At 61.7% G+C, this 17,452-nt stretch carries 14 protein-coding genes and 1 pseudogene; 9 read left to right on the plus strand and 6 right to left on the minus strand.

From position 1 onward, the window contains the following. Nucleotides 1-377 precede the first annotated feature (377 nt). Both VA599_RS20840 and ilvA read right to left on the minus strand, forming a co-directional pair. Complete coding sequence (locus VA599_RS20840; RefSeq protein WP_104947628.1) at nucleotides 378-1,025, minus strand: HAD family hydrolase; 648 nt, start codon at nucleotides 1,023-1,025, stop codon at nucleotides 378-380. A gap of 44 nt (nucleotides 1,026-1,069) precedes the next feature. Then, entirely contained in the window at nucleotides 1,070-2,599 is a 1,530-nt protein-coding gene (gene ilvA / locus VA599_RS20845; protein WP_104947629.1) for a threonine ammonia-lyase, biosynthetic, read from the minus strand. Between the two features lie 203 nt (nucleotides 2,600-2,802). Here ilvA and VA599_RS20850 point away from each other — a divergent pair, with 203 nt between their 5' ends. The 4 genes from VA599_RS20850 to lipA all read left to right on the plus strand — a co-directional run bounded on the left by VA599_RS20850 (nucleotide 2,803) and on the right by lipA (nucleotide 5,889). Then, nucleotides 2,803-3,948: a D-alanyl-D-alanine carboxypeptidase family protein gene (locus tag VA599_RS20850; RefSeq protein ID WP_021477526.1), complete on the plus strand. Its 1,146-nt coding sequence runs from the start codon at nucleotides 2,803-2,805 to the stop codon at nucleotides 3,946-3,948. Between the two features lie 86 nt (nucleotides 3,949-4,034). Further along, entirely contained in the window at nucleotides 4,035-4,304 is a 270-nt protein-coding gene (locus VA599_RS20855; protein ID WP_021477525.1) for a YbeD family protein, read from the plus strand. Between the two features lie 17 nt (nucleotides 4,305-4,321). Then, nucleotides 4,322-4,945, plus strand: a complete 624-nt coding sequence (gene lipB, locus VA599_RS20860; RefSeq protein ID WP_104947630.1) for a lipoyl(octanoyl) transferase LipB — start codon at nucleotides 4,322-4,324, stop codon at nucleotides 4,943-4,945. After that, entirely contained in the window at nucleotides 4,942-5,889 is a 948-nt protein-coding gene (gene lipA, locus VA599_RS20865) for a lipoyl synthase (protein WP_346790420.1), read from the plus strand. Before lipB ends, lipA begins: the two co-directional genes overlap by 4 nt. Nucleotides 5,890-5,960: 71 nt before the next feature. Here lipA and VA599_RS20870 read toward each other — a convergent pair whose 3' ends face one another. Then, on the minus strand, nucleotides 5,961-6,668 hold the full coding sequence (locus VA599_RS20870) for a hypothetical protein (RefSeq protein WP_346790421.1): 708 nt from the start codon (nucleotides 6,666-6,668) through the stop codon (nucleotides 5,961-5,963). Between the two features lie 700 nt (nucleotides 6,669-7,368). Here VA599_RS20870 and VA599_RS20875 point away from each other — a divergent pair. The 5 genes from VA599_RS20875 to VA599_RS20895 all read left to right on the plus strand — a co-directional run bounded on the left by VA599_RS20875 (nucleotide 7,369) and on the right by VA599_RS20895 (nucleotide 15,258). Then, nucleotides 7,369-7,746, plus strand: coding sequence for a hypothetical protein (locus VA599_RS20875; protein ID WP_021477520.1), 378 nt, complete (start codon nucleotides 7,369-7,371; stop codon nucleotides 7,744-7,746). Nucleotides 7,747-7,981: 235 nt separating this feature from the next. Continuing rightward, complete coding sequence (locus VA599_RS20880; protein WP_346790423.1) at nucleotides 7,982-8,323, plus strand: hypothetical protein; 342 nt, start codon at nucleotides 7,982-7,984, stop codon at nucleotides 8,321-8,323. Between the two features lie 302 nt (nucleotides 8,324-8,625). Next, the gene (gene mgtA / locus VA599_RS20885) at nucleotides 8,626-11,370 is read left to right on the plus strand and encodes a magnesium-translocating P-type ATPase (protein ID WP_346790425.1); all 2,745 of its coding nucleotides are present in this window, start codon (nucleotides 8,626-8,628) and stop codon (nucleotides 11,368-11,370) included. A gap of 323 nt (nucleotides 11,371-11,693) precedes the next feature. Then, nucleotides 11,694-13,607, plus strand: a complete 1,914-nt coding sequence (locus VA599_RS20890) for a thiamine pyrophosphate-binding protein (RefSeq protein WP_346790427.1) — start codon at nucleotides 11,694-11,696, stop codon at nucleotides 13,605-13,607. Between the two features lie 31 nt (nucleotides 13,608-13,638). Continuing rightward, nucleotides 13,639-15,258, plus strand: a complete 1,620-nt coding sequence (locus VA599_RS20895; RefSeq protein ID WP_346790429.1) for a flavin monoamine oxidase family protein — start codon at nucleotides 13,639-13,641, stop codon at nucleotides 15,256-15,258. Nucleotides 15,259-15,305: 47 nt separating this feature from the next. On the opposite strand, the gene VA599_RS20900 is transcribed toward VA599_RS20895, so the two are convergent. The 3 genes and pseudogenes from VA599_RS20900 to VA599_RS20910 form a co-directional block, all read right to left on the minus strand. Continuing rightward, a complete protein-coding gene (locus VA599_RS20900) occupies nucleotides 15,306-15,461 on the minus strand; it encodes an LbetaH domain-containing protein (RefSeq protein WP_346790430.1) in 156 nt (51 codons plus the stop codon). 100 nt (nucleotides 15,462-15,561) lie between these two features. Then, nucleotides 15,562-15,915, minus strand: a pseudogene (locus VA599_RS24215) (LbetaH domain-containing protein); the annotation flags it as partial. 156 nt (nucleotides 15,916-16,071) lie between these two features. Continuing rightward, nucleotides 16,072-17,148 (minus strand): porin, encoded by a 1,077-nt coding sequence (locus VA599_RS20910; RefSeq protein WP_346790433.1) that lies wholly within the window; start codon nucleotides 17,146-17,148, stop codon nucleotides 16,072-16,074. Nucleotides 17,149-17,452 lie beyond the last annotated feature (304 nt).

Below are 17,452 nucleotides of genomic sequence, written 5' to 3' on the forward strand. Positions count from 1 at the left end.
TGCAGTGCAAGTGTTCGGCTTTCGCCAAGCACTTACACCTATCGGTTATTCGTTCTGTTAAAGAGCAGTGCTGGCCGATTCGTCGTCACGCCGGAACCGTTTCGTTTCCGCTGTTTCGTTCGCTGCGTCAGCTGAGGAGGCGAACTATACGCCCAGACCCCACACCCGTCAACACCTTTTGCGAGAAAAAGCAGGAAAATTCATCCCCAAACCGCCAAATCGCAGACAAGCCCATGATCCGATAGAAGATATGAACAAAGGGTATTTGAACCTGCCCGTAAAAAAGCGCATGCCGGCCCGTTTGCCACCGCGCCGGCGCACCGCAAAACAAACAGGCCGGCGTTGCCGCCGGCCTGTCTCAATGCTCTTCTCGTCCGTTATAGATAGCCAAGCAGTTGCAATGGATGATCGATGTTGATATCCGCGCCCCACTGCGCCGGCCTGTCCTGCTCGGAGAAATAGCCCCAGTTGACCAGCACCGTCTTCATTCCAACGTTGCGGCCAGCCTGGATGTCGCGCTCGGCATCGCCAACATACATGCAATGTTCAGGCGCGATGCCGATCTGGCCGGTCGCATGCAGCATCGGCTTCGGATCGGGCTTGGCCACACCTACGGTATCGCCGCTGACAATCACCGCCGGCGGGATGGCGAAAGGCAGCCACGGAACCAAGCGGTCAGTGAAGCGCATCGACTTGTTGGTGATGATGCCCCAAGCCAAGCCGCGCTGGTCCAGCTCGGCGATCAGCTCATTCACGCCATCGAACAGAGTAGTCTCGCCGGCGAGATTGGCGTCATACAGATCCATGAAACGCACCCGCAGCGCCTCCATCCGGTCGGCATCGAGATCGGCACCGAAGCCGAGCTGAACCAGACCGCGCGCACCATGGCTGGCGACGGGACGGACAAGCTCATAAGACAGGGGGGCGAGCCCCTCCTCCGCCAGCAGGCAGTTCAACGCCGCACCCAGGTCGCGTGCGGTGTCGGCCAGCGTGCCGTCCAAATCGAACAATACTGCCTTGATCATGATTCCTGCTTCACCGGATTGAGAGTGAGACCGACATTGCACCATCAACGGATAGTCTTGCCAAGGAACAATCGATACGCCGGATTTTCGGTTTCCTCTATATAAGGATATCCGAGCGTGTCGAGGAATTGCTGGAAGGCTTGCGCATCGCCGGACGGCACCTGGATGCCGACCAATACTCGGCCATAATCCGCGCCATGGTTGCGGTAATGGAACAGACTGATATTCCAGTCGGTGCGCATCGCCTCCAGGAACCGCATCAGCGCGCCGGGGCGGTCCGGGAATTCGAAGCGCAGCACCCGCTCGTCCTTCAACTGCGGCGCATGCCCGCCGACCAAGTGGCGGATATGCAGCTTGGCCAGCTCGTTGTCGGTCAGGTCGATGCCACCCAGCTCCGCCTCGCGCAGGTCGCCGATCAACCTTTCCACATCGTCCCGGCCGGCGATCTGCACGCCGACGAAGACATGCGCGACGCTGGGATCAGCGAAGCGGTAGTTGAACTCGGTGATATTGCGCCCGCCTATCACCGAACAGAAGCGCTTGAAGCTGCCCGGCTTTTCCGGAATGGTGACGGCGATGATGGCTTCGCGCCGCTCGCCCAGCTCCGAGCGCTCCGACACATGGCGCAGGCGGTCGAAATTCATATTGGCGCCGCAGGAGATCGCCACCAGCGACTGCCCCTCGCAGCCTTCGCGCTCGATATAGGCCTTGACGCCGGCCACCGCCAGCGCGCCGGCCGGCTCGACGATGGAGCGGGTGTCCTCGAAAATGTCCTTGATCGCCGCGCAGATGGCGTCGGAATCGACCAGGATGATTTCATCCAGCAGCTCGCGGCAGATGCGGAAGGTTTCCTCGCCCACCAGCTTGACCGCCACGCCATCGGCGAACAAGCCCACGTCTTTCAACTCTACCCGCTCGCCCTTCTCTATGGACTGGCGCATCGCGTCGGAGTCCACCGGCTGCACGCCGATGATCTTGATCTCAGGCTTCAGCCGCTTGATGAAGCTGGCCACGCCGGCCGCCAGGCCGCCGCCGCCGATGGCGACGAACACCGCGTTCAGGTCATCCGGATGCTGGCGCAGGATTTCCATGCCCACCGTGCCTTGGCCGGCGATCACGTCCGGATCGTCGAATGGCGGGATATAGGTGCGGCCGCTCTCATCGGCCAGCTTGACCGCATGCTGGAAAGCCTCGTTGAACGAATCGCCCGACAACACCACCTGGCCGCCGCGCTGCTTCACCGCGTCTATCTTGATCTGCGGCGTGGTCACCGGCATCACGATCACCGCCTCGCAACCCAGCTTGCTGGCCGATAGCGCCACGCCTTGGGCATGGTTGCCGGCGCTGGCGGTGATCACGCCGCGCGCGCGCTGCTCGGGCGTCAACTTGGCCATCTTGTTGTAAGCGCCGCGCAGCTTGAACGAGAACACCGGCTGCAGGTCCTCGCGCTTGAGCAGAATGTTGTTGCGGTAACGACGCGACAGATTGGGGGCCAGCTCCAGCGGCGTCTCCACCGCCACGTCGTACACCCGCGAAGTGAGGATGCGTTCCAGATAGTCTTGCTTGTTGCTCATGGCGATGCCTTGTCCCTGATAGTTTCTTGTATTTGAACTGTCAGAGTATCAGGAACTCCAAACCAGCGGGAGACCTGTCCGGTAGAATTTGCTGCATTGCAATATGCAACATGTCGGACAGGCTTTTTCCGGCTGCGCAGGTAGCCCGAGTGTGTATAATCAACGGCTACTGTTTGTTACCCCTAGCAAGCCCCCTCCAGAAAATGAAAAAATTCACCACTGCCCTGGTGGCCGCCGCGCTGGCGCTGCCCTCGTTTGGCTTTGCCAATACCGCATTCGTGCCGCCGACGCCGGAAATCGCCGGCAAGGCCTATTACCTGCTCGACTACAACAGCCAGCAGGTGCTCGCCGCCCGCGATCCGGACGCCCGCGTCGAGCCGGCCTCGCTGACCAAGCTGATGACCGCCTACCTGACTTTCAAGGCGCTGAAGGAAAAGCGCCTGTCGCTGGAACAGACGCTGACCGTGTCTCAGCGCGGCTGGAAGACCGAAGGCTCGCGGATGTTCCTGGACCCGAAAGTCCCGGCCAAAGTGGACGACCTGATCAAGGGAATGATCGTCCAGTCCGGCAACGACGCCTGCGTGACGCTGGCCGAAGCCATCGCCGGCAGCGAAGACGTGTTCGGCCAGCTGATGACCCAGCAGGCGCAAAAGCTGGGCATGAAGAACACCCAGTTCAAGAACGCCACCGGCCTGCCTCATGACGGCCATTACACCACGGTGCACGATCTGGGCATCCTGGCCGCCGCGCTGATCCGCGACTATCCCGAGTTCTACCCGATCTACTCGATGAAGTCGTTCACCTACAACAACATCAAGCAGCCGAACCGCAACCTGCTGCTGTACCGCGACCCCAACGTTGACGGCATGAAGACCGGCTACACCGACAGCGCCGGCTACAATATGGTTACCTCCAGCCACCGCGACGGCCGCCGCGTGATCTCCGTCGTCGTCGGCACCGCCAGCCCCGAAGCACGCGCGGTGGAAAGCTCCAAACTGCTGAACTACGGCTTGCAATTCTTCGACACGCCCAAACTTTATGCTGCGAATACCCGCGTCTCGGACGTTTCCGTGTACAAGGGCAGCGAAAAGGCGGTGTCCGTAGGCTTCAGCGGCGACGTGTTCGCCACCGTGGCCAAAGGACAGGCCGCCAAGCTGAAGGCCGACATGACCACCATGCAACCGCTGATCGCGCCGATCAAGGCCGGCCAGGTGGTGGGCAAGCTGACCGTCACCCTTGACGGGAAGCCGCTGCTGGAGCGCCCGGTGGTAGCATTGAAAGCCGTGGAAGAAGGCGGCTTCTTCAGCCGGCTGTGGGACAGCCTGAAGCTGATGCTCGGCTGGAAGTAAGCCGCGGTATAATAGTATTCAGTAGTACGCAGCGCCGCGGCTCGTCCGCGGCCTGCCATTTTGTAATCGCATCAGAGTAGCCAGACATGTCCGACGAAAAACAGGAACTGATGGAATTCCCCTGTCGCTTTCCGCTCAAGATCATGGGCGAGCGGCATGATGAATTCGTCACCACCATCACCGAAGTGGTTCGCATCAACGCCCCCGATCTCGCCGAGATCGACGTGGTGCTGCGCGAAAGCTCCGGCGGCCGCTTCTATGCGCTGACCGTCACCGTCACCGCCACCTCGCGCCAGCAGCTCGACAGCATCTATCTGTCGCTGACCGGCCACCCGATGGTAAAAATGGTCCTCTAAAAACACCGGGAGTTCAGGTGCCTCGCATCATCAAACATCTGGGCCGGGTCGATTACGAGCCGACCTGGCGCGCCATGCAGGCCTTCACCGACAGCCGCGCCGCCGAGACCCGCGACGAGCTGTGGGTGGTGGAGCATCCGCCGGTATTCACCCAGGGCCTCGCCGGCAAGCCGGAACATCTGCTGCAGCAGAACGACGTCCCGGTGGTGAAGACCGACCGCGGCGGCCAGATCACCTATCACGGCCCCGGCCAGCTGGTGGTCTACCTGCTGGTGGACTTCAAGCGCATGCGCGTCGGCGTGCGCGACCTGGTGCGCCACATCGAACAGGCCATCATCGACATGCTGGCCGAACAGGGCATCGTCGCCAATGGAGACGTGGACGCGCCCGGCGTCTATGTGGACGGCGCCAAGATCGCCTCGCTGGGCCTGCGCATCAAGAACGGCGCCACCTACCACGGCCTGAGCCTGAATGTGGACATGGACCTGACCCCGTTTAGCTGGATCAACCCTTGCGGCTACGCCAACCTCAAGGTGACCCAAATGAAGAATCTGGGCGTGAACCTCACGGTCGCCGAAGCCGCCGACAAGCTGCTGCCGCACCTGGAACGCCACCTGAGCATAAGCAAGGAGACCGCATGAAGCCGGACAACCAGGCCGGGGTGAAGCACAAGGGCGCGGCCAAGACCGCCCGCATCCCGATCAAGATCGTGCCGCTGGACGAAAAGCTGAAAAAGCCGGAATGGATCCGCGCCAAGCTGCCCAACGGCCAGCGCTTCCACGAGATCAAACAGATCCTGCGCGAACAGAAGCTGCACACCGTCTGCGAAGAAGCCACCTGCCCGAACATCGGCGAGTGCTTCAGCAAGGGCACCGCCACCTTCATGATCATGGGCGACATCTGCACCCGCCGCTGTCCGTTCTGCGACGTCGGCCACGGCCGCCCCAATCCTCTGGACCCGAACGAGCCCAAGCACCTGGCCGAGAGCGTGGCCGCGATGCGGCTGAAATACGTGGTGGTCACCTCGGTGGACCGCGACGACCTGCGCGACGGCGGCGCACAACATTTCGCCGACTGCATCGGCGCGGTGCGCGAAATGTCGCCGAACACGCAGATCGAAACACTGGTGCCGGATTTCCGCGGCCGCCTGGACATCGCCGTCGACATCCTGACCCAGACGCCGCCGGACGTGATGAACCACAACCTGGAAACCGTGCCGCGCCTGTACAAGCAAGCCCGCCCGGGCGCCGACTACGCGCACTCGCTGCAGCTCCTCAAGGACTATAAGGCGAAGAATCCGAACGTGCGCACCAAATCCGGCCTGATGGTGGGCCTGGGCGAGACCGACGAGGAAATCCTGGAAGTGATGCGCGACATGCGCGCCCACAACGTGGACATGCTGACCATCGGCCAATATCTGCAGCCGTCCGACGGCCACCTGCCGGTGCTGCGCTACGTGCATCCGGACGTGTTCAAGATGTTCGAGGAACAAGCCTACGAAATGGGCTTCGTCCACGCCGCGGTTGGCGCGATGGTTCGCTCCAGTTACCACGCGGATGAACAGGCGCACGAAGCGGGCGTGTAATACACCCGGCGACCTCAAGCAAGAACGGCATCCGCGCCCAGCCCGGATGCCGTTTTCACATCTCCCCCTTCTCATTCCGTGGGCTTTTCTATCACCAGCACGCTGGGGGCCCAAGCATAGCGGGTAGCATCGTCATATTGCCACTGATAAGTTTTGGGCTGTACCAGTCTAACGGACAAACCATGGCACTTCACCAACTCCCCTGCCTTATCCCGCAATTTATCGCACTTAGACTCAAACCAACCCACCGAAGACCCATATGACGCCCACTCTTTTTCATCCACACCCATCCAAAACCCCAAGCAACCAAACTCCAGCGCCCCTCCGCTCTCCATGCTCAGCAGTAAGGCATCACGCAAACGGCGCACGTCCTTGGCCAGTCGCCCCCCCGGCCCTGTCTGATAATTCTTCACCTCTACAAGCACCCTTGGCACCCCACTCTGATCAGCTTCGGGCGCAACCCATAGTACGATATCCGCCCGCCCCCTTTCTCTGAGAGTGGCCGGAGGACTGCCTCTGAAACACACATCAGCGCATTCCAACGTTTCTCGCACATTGGCCTCCAGCGTAACGTAGCAACCTTCGTCCAGCTCTGCCAGCTCCCGCGCGATGGCGCAAGTCAGCAAGTACTCCGGCGCTCCGTGGAGCCCCTCATCCCCCGTCCAGCGCAAGTACTCCCGATACGCCTTTCGGATACCAGAGCAGATCGCCCCCTCCACTTCGCTCTTCGAAACTCTCAACGCCGTCATGTCACGCCTCTCCAAAATGATGGTCAGCATAAAAACTGCCTCCACCCATGCAAGATAGATCAATGGATCATGCAAAATGAAAGTCCGGCGCATCTTGCGGTTGAAATCCCCCCACCCAGAAGTTTCTATTTATGAAGCGATGGCAAATCCGCCACGCCGATTCCATCAAATAACAATCAGGTTTGATTTAATAACGGTTTTCGCTTATAGTTGGCTTGTTATTAATTTTGCAAAGGCAAACCGTGGACAACGACGGTTCTAGTCGATCTTCGATCGCAGTATAAGCCTTGCAGGATTTCAGCAGACCGAACACTCTTCCTCTGCCGCATCCTGCAAGCAGGATGTGGCGTCCAGATCCGGCGGCAAGCCGGCTCCCAAGCCGCAATACGACACACCGCGCCTCATGATGGATACTGTCCGGCCTTGATTGGCCGCATCCTCAACCGAGCCAGCGTCGCCGCGGCCAGCCCCCATCGACAGATCACGCGTCAGACGGATTGTTTGCGCATGCTTTCGTTTCGCAAAGGAGATTCCATGCCGGAAGAGCCAGAACCGCGAGCGAATGCGTCGCACGCCTGCCGGACAGGCTGACCTTCCCTCGGGTGGGAATAAGCAGACCAGCAGCTGCGCGATATTCGCTCGTTCAATATCGGAGTACATCCGCGACTACGGTTTATGCAACCGGAACGGGATGTTTATTACCTGTTGAAATAATAATGGGGGACTCAATATGCACGCCCTGAAATTGACCCAGCTGCTGAAATTCTTCACCCGCAATAATCAAACTGCCGCATCCGCCGATTTCCGTCTGAATATCGTTTGCGATAAAGACGTGATCACCACGCTGCGCAAACGCCTGTTTTGGGAAATGCACGATCTGGGCCTGCGCGCCTCTCAGGTCACCATCGCGCCGGAAGGCTCCGATAGCCACTGCAAGCTGTCGGTAGTGCTGAACTGCCCGCTGCAGCAACGCCAGATTCTGGACGACATGGCGCTGCGCCTGAGCCAATTGCCGGAAATCCACCGCGTACACTGGGGCCGCCGCGCGCAAGCCGCCCGTCCGCAGACGCGCGGTCTGTTCGGCCACGGCCGCGCCAGAATCGCCTGACAATCGTCTCATCCGCCACGCCACTTTATAAATAAAGCGAGGAACATACCGACATGCCCGAAGAGCCCGAGCCGCAAACAGCAAGCCTTCGCCGCCGGTAATCCCCTGTCGTAAGCATCGGGGAGTGCCGCCGCGGCATGACCCGATCCGTTTCGCGTCCCAAAGCAGGACGCGGACATCCGTCGCCGCGCGCGATGGCCGGCTCGCCCGGCCGCCGCGCGGCCAGGAGCTTACGATGATGCAAAATCCCTTCCTGAATCCGCGCCAGCAACAGCGCTACCAATTGTCGATCGCCTGCCCGGCCATGTCGCTGGGCGCGGCCCGCCGCGAACTGCGCGGCCAGGCGCTGAAACATGGCCTGCGCATCCTGCAATGGCGGGAACAGCCGCAGCCCCCCGCCCGCGGCGCCATCCTGGCCGCCGCGCCTTGGCTGATCAGCGCGGACTTCCGTTCCGACTCCACCGCCTGCATGCATTTCCTGCAGGGCATCGCCCAGCGGCTGACCACGCTGCCGCTGACCCAGGTGAAGCTGGAATGCCTGTCGCTGCCGCCCACCGCCAACCGCGCGCTGGCCTGACGCCGTCTTCCGAAATCATGCGCCGCGCCTTCGCGCCCGGCGTCCAAGCAGCACAGGAGACGGCATGACATAGCGCCCCCCATAACCTTTTGAGATGCCACCCGCTGGGGCGTTCGCATAGAGCCCCCCAACGGGCGGCAATGTTCTCTCGCTTTTCGAGCTGACACATTGTCGGCGCTGATGCACGAGAGCCTGCTCACTATCCTTTCCGACATCGGCCGTTTCAAGGCGCGCGGAAGGCGAAATCGCGGGCACGCTCGAATGGCAGGGCTGGTCGTGCCCGCAGCGCCAGGAGATTTACCATGACCAAGAACCTCACCCCCCGCAAACGGAACCGGGGCTTCATCGCCGCTCCGGGCAAAACCGGCGACCAAATCGCCTTCCGCCTGGCCCACGAAGCCTTGCTGCCGCAGGAAGAAACCTTCAAGCGGCTACGCAGCCAGCCGGAAGGCCTGACCTCCGCCGAAGCCGCTCAGCGGCTGGAGCAATACGGCCGCAACGAAGTGGCCCACGACAAGCCGCCGCATGCGCTGATCCAGCTGCTGCTGGCATTCAAGAACCCGTTCGTGATGGTGCTGATCGCGCTGGCCGCGATCAGCTACGTGATGGACATCGCGATGGCGGCGCCAGACGATCAGGACTGGACCAAGGTCATCATCCTGGCCAGCATGATCGGCGTCAGCGGCCTGCTGCGCTTCTGGCAAGAATACCGCTCGGCCAAGGCGGCGGAAAAACTGAAATCGCTGGTGCGCAACACCGCCACCGTCCAGCGCCGCCCGACTTCGCCGACCGTGCCGCTGCGCATGGAAGTGCCGATGACCGAATTGGTGGTCGGCGACATCGTCCACCTGCAAGCCGGCGACATGGTGCCCGCCGATGTGCGGCTGCTGGAATCCCGCGACCTGTTCATCAGCCAGGCGGTGCTGACCGGCGAGGCGCTGCCGGTGGAGAAGTACGACACCTTAGGCTCCGTGGCCGCCAAATCCGCCGATGGCCAGACCGACGGCGACGCCGGCTTGCTTGACCTCTCCAACGCCTGCTTCATGGGCACCAACGTGGTGTCCGGCACCGCCCGCGCGGTGGTGGTGGCCACCGGCACCGATACCTATTTCGGCTCGCTGGCGCGCAACGTGGTCAGCCACAAGCGCATCGAGACCAGCTTCGACAAGGGCGTCAACAGCGTGTCCTGGCTGTTGATCCGCTTCATGCTGGTAATGGTGCCCATCGTCTTCATGATCAACGGCGTCACCAAGGGCGACTGGATGTCCGCCCTCACCTTCGCGCTGGCGGTGGCCGTGGGCCTGACGCCGGAAATGCTGCCGATGATCGTGTCCGCCAACCTGGCCAAGGGCGCGGTGGCGATGGCGCGGCGCAAGGTAGTGGTGAAGCGGCTGAACTCGGTGCAGAACTTCGGCGCGATGGATGTGCTATGCACCGACAAGACCGGCACCCTGACCCAGGACAAGATCATCCTGGAGCACCATTACGACGTCTACGGCGACAAGGACGAAACCACGCTGCAGCTGGCCTGGCTCAACAGCTTCCACCAGAGCGGCATGAAGAACCTGATGGACATCGCCATCGTCGAACGCGCCGACGAGCTGGGCGAACGCGTCAAGCTGCGCCATTACAGCAAGGTGGACGAGCTGCCGTTCGATTTCGAGCGCCGCCGGCTGTCGGTGATCCTGCAGGAGCAGAATGGCCAGCAGCTGATGGTGTCCAAGGGCGCGGTGGAAGAGATGCTGGCTGTCTGCAGCCACATCCAGGACGGCGACGACGTGCGCGTGCTTAACACCGAAGAACGCGCCCGCCTGCTGCGCCTGAGCCAGGAATTCAACGCCGAAGGCTACCGCGTGCTGGTGGTGGCCACCCGCCACATCCCATCCGACGAGCGCAAGAACGCTTACCAGACCGCCGACGAAAAGGGCCTGGTGGCGCGCGGCTTCCTGACCTTCCTTGATCCGCCTAAGGATTCGGCCGCGCCGGCGATCAAGGCGCTGAACGAGTACGGCGTCACCGTCAAAGTTTTGACCGGCGACAATCCCATCGTCACCGCCAAGGTCTGCCGCGACGTCGGCCTCAATCCGGGCAAGCCGCTGCTGGGCCCCGAGATCGAGGCGATGGATGATGTGGCGCTGTGCGCAGCGGTCAAGCGCACCACCATCTTCGCCAAGCTGACGCCGCTGCAGAAATCGCGGGTGGTGAAGGCGCTGCAAGCCAATGGCCACACCGTGGGCTTCCTCGGTGACGGCATCAACGACGCGCCGGCGCTGCGCGACGCCGACGTCGGCATCTCGGTGGACAGCGGCGCCGACATCGCCAAGGAAACCGCCGACATCATCCTGCTGGAAAAGAGCCTGATGGTGCTGGAGGAAGGCGTGATCAAGGGCCGCGAAACCTTCGGCAACATCCTCAAGTACCTGAACATGACCGCCAGCTCCAACTTCGGCAACGTGTTCTCGGTTCTGGTGGCCTCGGCCTGGCTGCCGTGGGAGCCGATGCTGGCGATGCAGCTGTTGCTGCAGAACCTGATCTACGACCTGTCGCAGATGTTCCTGCCCTGGGACAAGATGGACCCGGACTTCCTGAAAAAGCCGCGCAAGTGGGAAGCCGGCAACATCAAACGCTTCATGCTATGGCTGGGGCCGACATCCTCGGTGTTCGACATCACCACCTACATCCTGCTGTGGACAGTGTTCGGCGCAGGCGCGGCCTACCACATGCACGGCGGCGACGGCGGCCAGTTGATCATGAACACCGGCTGGTTCATGGAAGGCCTGATCTCGCAGACGCTGGTGGTGCACATGTTGCGCACCCGCAAGATTCCGTTCCTGCAAAGCACGGCGTCGCTGCCGGTACTGCTGTCCACCAGCGCGGCCATCGCCATCGCCTGCTATCTGCCGTTCTCGCCGATCGCGTCCTCGCTAGGCTTCATCCAGCTGGACACCAGCTACTTCTGGTGGCTGCTGCTGACCATGGCCGGCTATCTGGCGCTGACGCAGACGGTGAAAACCATCTACATCAAGCGCTACGGACAGTGGTTCTAAGCGCCTGAAACCGCGGCGACGCGGAAGCATGCCCGAAGGCCGGTCATTGACCGGCCTTTTCCATATCGCCAACTCGCCTATAGTTCAGCAACATCCAAGCCGCCAGGATTTTTGTGCAAAACCTGCACTTTTAGACAGCTAGTATTCGTACCTAATCGCTCCCGCCTCTTCTTCCCGCCTCATAAAAATCACGGCCCCTCCCTCATGCCGGCCGCCTCCCGCAAGCTGTGGAAATTAATCTGGCAAGGCTTCGTCCATATCCATCCGCTCCGGGCTGAATTACCACAAACAGTATCCATTCCAATAACCAGATGGAGAAAATCATGAGCATGGACGATGCAGGCGGCCAGAAGCGCTGGGCGCGCGATTACGTGTTCGACATCCTGAGCCAGCTGGGCATACACCGCATTTTCGGCGTGCCCGGCACCAACGAGATTCCCATCATCGACGGCACCTCCTACCCGGAAAACGAGGTGGAGTACATTGAGTGCCTGCATGAAAACATCGCCATCGGTGCGGCGATGGGTTCGGCGCGGATGACGGGCAAGCCCGGTGTGCTGGTGGTGCACGTGACGCCCGGCATCGCCCACGCCATCGGCAATCTGTTCAACGCCTGGCGCTCGCAGGCGCCGCTGGTGATCCTGTGCTGCCAGCAACAGAACGAGCTGGTCACCCAGGAGCCTCTGCTGGCCTCCAATCTGGTGGACTTGGCCCGTCAATACACCAAGTGGGCGCATGAGGTCCGCACCGAGCAGGAATTTCCAATGGTGCTGCAGCGTGCGTTCAAGGAGGCGATGGCGCCGCCCAACGGCCCGGTATTCGTCGCCATTCCCTGGGAATTCACCATGCGCCGCATCGGCGACGACGATCGCATCAAGGGCGTGACGAAGATCTCGCCGCACTTCACCGCCGATCGCCAAGCAATAACGCAGGCGGCGCAGCTGCTGCGCGAGGCCAAGAACCCCATCATCGTCACCGGAGACGCCGCCGGCTACGCCGAAGCCTGGCCGGAACTGCAGCGGATGGCGGAGCTGCTGGGCGCGCCGGTGCTGCAGCAAACCTTCAGCAGCCTGGCCAACTTCCCCAACAACGATTACCACTGGCAGGGCGAGCTGCCCGGCAGCCAATCCGGCGTGCAGCAAGTGTTCGCCGGCCATGACGTCGCCTTCCTGTGCGGCTTCAGCAACCAGGCGCAGATCACGGTCTACAAGTACAGCGACGGCCCGCTGATTCCGCCCTCCGTCACCCAGGTCTACCTCAGCAACCACACCTGGGACATCGGCAAGAACTACTACGGCGAGGCCGCGCTGTTCGGCGACCTGAAAGCCACGCTGCCGCTGATCAACCAGTTGATCGGCGACCAGCCCTCGGCCGCGGCCGTTGCCCGCAACGCCAAGCTGAAAGAGCTGGCCGCCCAGCGCAAGGTCGCCTGGGACGCCTATCTGCGCGAAGCGATGCATCAGAACGAGATCTGGGCGGTGGTGATCGCAGACGCGCTGCGCAAGGAAATCGGCGAGCGCCAGTTGGAGAAGCAGTTCGTTTACGTGCACGAGGCGGTGTCCGATCCGGCGCCGTTCCAGTACCTGCTGCCATTCACCGACCAGGCGGCGGCGCCGATCAGCTATTACTGCGTCGGCGGCGGCTCGCTGGGCTGGTCGATGCCGGCCACGTTGGGCATCAAGCTGGAGCCGGACGGCTGCCAGGGCATCGACACCCGCTTCGTCGTCGCCGCCACCGGCGACGGCTCCTCGCTGTTCTACCCGCAAACCTGGTGGACCGCGCAACACCGCCAGTTGGGCGTGCTCTACATCATCACCAACAACCACGAATACCACACGCTGCAGATGGGCCTGCAGCAAGTGGAGTCGATATACGGCGATGCGCCGGGCTACGAATGGACCGCCAAGACGCAAGACCCGGAATACCTGCGCATCCATCGTCCCAAGCCGGATTTCGTCACCCTGGCCAAGGCCTTCGGCGGCATGGAGGGCGAAATCGTCCGCCATCCGGAGGACGTGCGCGCGGCAGTCAGGCGCGGCATTGACCACGCGCTGGGCGGCCACGCCTACGTGCTGGACATGCACACCGTCGGCCTGGAACAAACCCCGCCCACGCCGGAAGAAGCCAATGCCCGCTACGAAAAACAGCCCCGGCTGGACTGCTTCCACTTCGGCGCGGACGCGCTGAGGCGCAGCGACGACACAGGCCTGCCGGGCAATGTGCCGGTGATCTTCTGAACGCAATCCACCCAGAGAAGGAAACAGCACCATGGCTGAAGAAAATTTCGACATCGCCATCGTCGGCGGCGGCGTATCCGGCGTCTATTGCGCCTGGCGGCTGAAACAAACCAACCCCGGGCAGAAGATCGCCGTATTCGAAGCCAGCGACCACATCGGCGGGCGGCTGCTGTCGGTGCGCCCGCCCGACATTCCCGACATGGTGGCGGAGCTGGGCGGCATGCGCATCCTGCCCGCGGTGCAGCCGCTGGTGACGAAATTGATCACCGAATTGAATCAGGAGCTGCCGGCCGACGAACAGATTTCGCTATATAAATTTCCAGTGGACGAGCCCCAGAACATCGCCTTCCTGCGCGGCGTCTACCTGCGCCTGGCCGACTTCACCAACGATCCGGACATCGTCCCCTACCAACTGAATTTCATCGACCACGGCCAAAGCGCCGGCGAGGTGATCGTCAACGCGATCGAACAGATCGTGCCCGGCATCACCAACTCGAACCTGAACGAGGAACAGCGCCGCGAAATGGCGCAAAGCGCCGAATTCGGCGGCGTGCCGCTGTACAAGCAAGGCTTCTGGAACGTGCTGCTGCGGGTCATCACCGGCGAGGCTTACCACTACGCCGAAGATGTCGGCGGCTACGACTCCACGCTGTGCAACTGGAACGCGGCGGACGCGATTCCATGGTATCTGTCCGACTTCGGGGTCAGTCCGGAATACATGGGCTTCAGCAACGGCTTCCAGCAGGTGCCGCTGTCGCTGGCCCAGCTGTTTGAAAAATCCGGCGGCGATGTCAGGCTGGCATCCCACATCTCCCACATCACGCTACAGGGAGACGGCTTCGCCTTCCAGGTCAACGGCAGCGCGGCGACGGCCAAAAAGCTGATCCTGGCGATGCCCCGCCGCTCGCTGGAACTGCTGACCGCCACCAGCCCGGCGCTGCAGGACGCCAAAACCCAGGCGCTGATCTCCACCGTCACGCCGCGGCCGCTGTTCAAACTGTTCACCACCTATGACAGCCCCTGGTGGCGCAACACCGGCTACTCCTCCACCAACGCCAAGGGCGAACCGGTCTACGTCGCGGTGCAGGCCGGCCGCTCGGTCACCGACCTGCCGGTGCGGCAAACCTACTATTGGCCGAAGAGCGATGGCACCGCCGCCACCGAAGGCCATGCGATGCTGCTGGCCAGCTACGACGACGGCGACAATACCGGTTTCTGGGACGGGCTGCGCGCCAAGCGCCGCCAGCCCAGAGCGCTCGGCAGGGATGTGGCGCAGTTGGCCGATCCCTTCATCGGCGTGGACGACAATGTGCAGCGCGACGAGCTGGAATGGCACCAGTACAAGGCGCCGCGGATGATGACCGAGGAAGTGACCCGCCAGCTGACCGTGATGCACAGCCTGAACTACACCCCCAAGGTGCGCAACGCCGCCTACCGCGACTGGGGCGACGATCCGTTCGGCGGCGGCTGGAACAGCTGGAACATCGGAGTGAAGAGCTGGGAAGTGAAGCATGCCGTGGTGCAGCCGACCGACCTGCCGCTGTACATCTGCGGCGAGGCCTATTCCGACGCTCAGGGCTGGGTGGAGGGCGCGCTGCAGACCGCCGGCTATCTGTTGGCGAAACTCGGCGTCGCGCCCTTCCCGCAGTGATCTACGCTTAGACAACGGACCGTCCGGCCAAGCCGGCGGTCCGTTTTTCAAATCCGGTCCTGATCCACCAATCCCAGACGCGGCACCACGGCGCCCTCTCCCAGCACCGTCCCTGGCGACAATACCGCGTTGGCCGCCACCCGCACGCCATCGCCCAGCAAGGCGCCCAGCTTTTCCAGGCAGCAACACCTTGCCGGCCACATGCAGGCGTATCGTCTTGTCGCCTCGCTCGTTCCAGTGATTGGCCAGGATGCTCCCGGCTTCCAGGTTGACGTCGGCGCCCAGCACCGAATCGCCGACAAAATTGAAATGGGCGAGCCGGCTGCCCGGCCCGATGATGGAAGTCTTGATCTCACAGCCCGGCCCGACCGTCGCGCCGGGACACAAAACTACACCGCCGCGCAAATAGGCGTGGGCGGCCACCCGGCAGCCCGGGCCTATCCAGACCGGCCCCTTCAGGATCGCCCCCGCCTCCAGTGTCGCGCCGCGATGAACCATCGCCTCGCCATCCAACACCCATTCATCGGGATTGACGGCCGCGCGCAGCGCAGCCAACGCATCAGGCAAGTCTCCCAGCCATCGCCAGGGCTCGTCGGCGGCATCAAGCCAGGGCAAAGCCTGAACCACGGAATGAAACAAACGGTGAAATTCCGGCATCGGGCGCTCCTCAGGGCAAAGAAACTATTTGACGCGCGCAAGCGCAGGCCGGCAAGCACCCAAAACAAAACTGCCGTCCCCTAGCGGGAACGGCAGTTTGCATTGTCGCGCAGATGTCAGCCCATCGGCGCGTCCTGTTCCAATCCGTTGCCGGTATTAGAAGGAGTGAACCATGTTCAGGCCCACACCGCGCAGCTTGTTGCCGGCGGTGGCGGTATCGCTGCCATTGGTGAAGATGGCTTGATCAGCCTTCACTTCGCCATATTGCAGGCCAACGGTGGTGCGCTTGGACATTTGATAGTCCACGCCGACCAGGAACTGCTTGTAGCCGCTGTTCGGTTCGGAATTGCCATCAACCTTGACGTTGGTGCCTTGCGCGTAAGTCAGCTTCGGCGTGAATGCGCCCAGGGTGTAGGCGGCAGTCAGCGCGTATTCCTGCGACTTGTACTTGCTGCCATCCAGGGCCGGAGCATTGTCGCCCAGGAAGTAGCTCAGCGGAGTCACGGAGCTGTCGCCACGGTCGTTGCGGTAGCCGAAGGCAACCAGCAGGTTGTTGGCGTTGTAGCCAGCTTCCAGACGATGGCTGTCATTGGACTGGGTACGCACGCCGGCGATGGTCACCGGAGTCTGGTGGATGTACTGGTACTTGCCGAAGAAGCCGCTGTTCTCGTAGGACAGGCCCAGGTTGTACAGCTCGCGCGAGCTATCGCTCGGCGCGGTGGCGAAGGAAGCGGTCTTATCTTCCTTGGTGCCGTACAGGAACGCGCCCTGGAAGCCATTGTAGTTGGCGGTGTCAAAACGGATGGCGTTCTTCACGCGGACATCGTCACGGGTAAAAGCGTTCAGTTGCAGCGCATCGCTGGAGCTTTCCCACGGGTTCACGACGCTCATATTGGAGTCGCTGAAGGTGGAGATGTTGCCCAGGCGAACCTTGCCGTAGCCGGTATCCAGGCCGACGAAGGATTCGCGGCTGGCGAACGTGCCGTACTTCTGACGGTTGGAACCGTCGATGTCGAAGCCGCTCTCAACCTGCCAGATGGCCTTCAGGCCATTGCCCAGGTCTTCGCTGCCTTTGAAGCCGATACGGGAGCCCATGTCATCGACGTTGGTCTTGTTGATACCAGCGGCATCAACATTTTCCACGCCGGCCTTCAGTTGGCCGTAGATGGTGACATCAGCGAATGCGGCAGCCGGCAGAGTGGCAACCGCCAGGGCGATCAGAGTTTTTTTCATGGTGAACAATCCTTGTGGCTTGTCTTAGAAAGCGATTGAATACTAATTCCACAGATGGATATATGCAAGTGAACACTTCGGTACTATGTTGTAAAAACACATCACAAGCGGCAAAAATACAACACTAGTTACAAGCCCAGAAATCTTGTCCAAACTTAACAAATTTATGTATTTTTATTGCTTAACGAACATTAACAAAGCCATTAACGCCGAAACAATGTTCAATATCGAAAAAAAAGGCCCACATGTGTGGGCCTTACATAAGGATAGACTTGACCTGAGCCTGCTCGAACCTAAGGAATGC

Origin of the sequence: Chromobacterium indicum (assembly GCF_039708975.1) — a bacterium.
GTDB classification, from domain to species: domain Bacteria; phylum Pseudomonadota; class Gammaproteobacteria; order Burkholderiales; family Chromobacteriaceae; genus Chromobacterium; species Chromobacterium piscinae.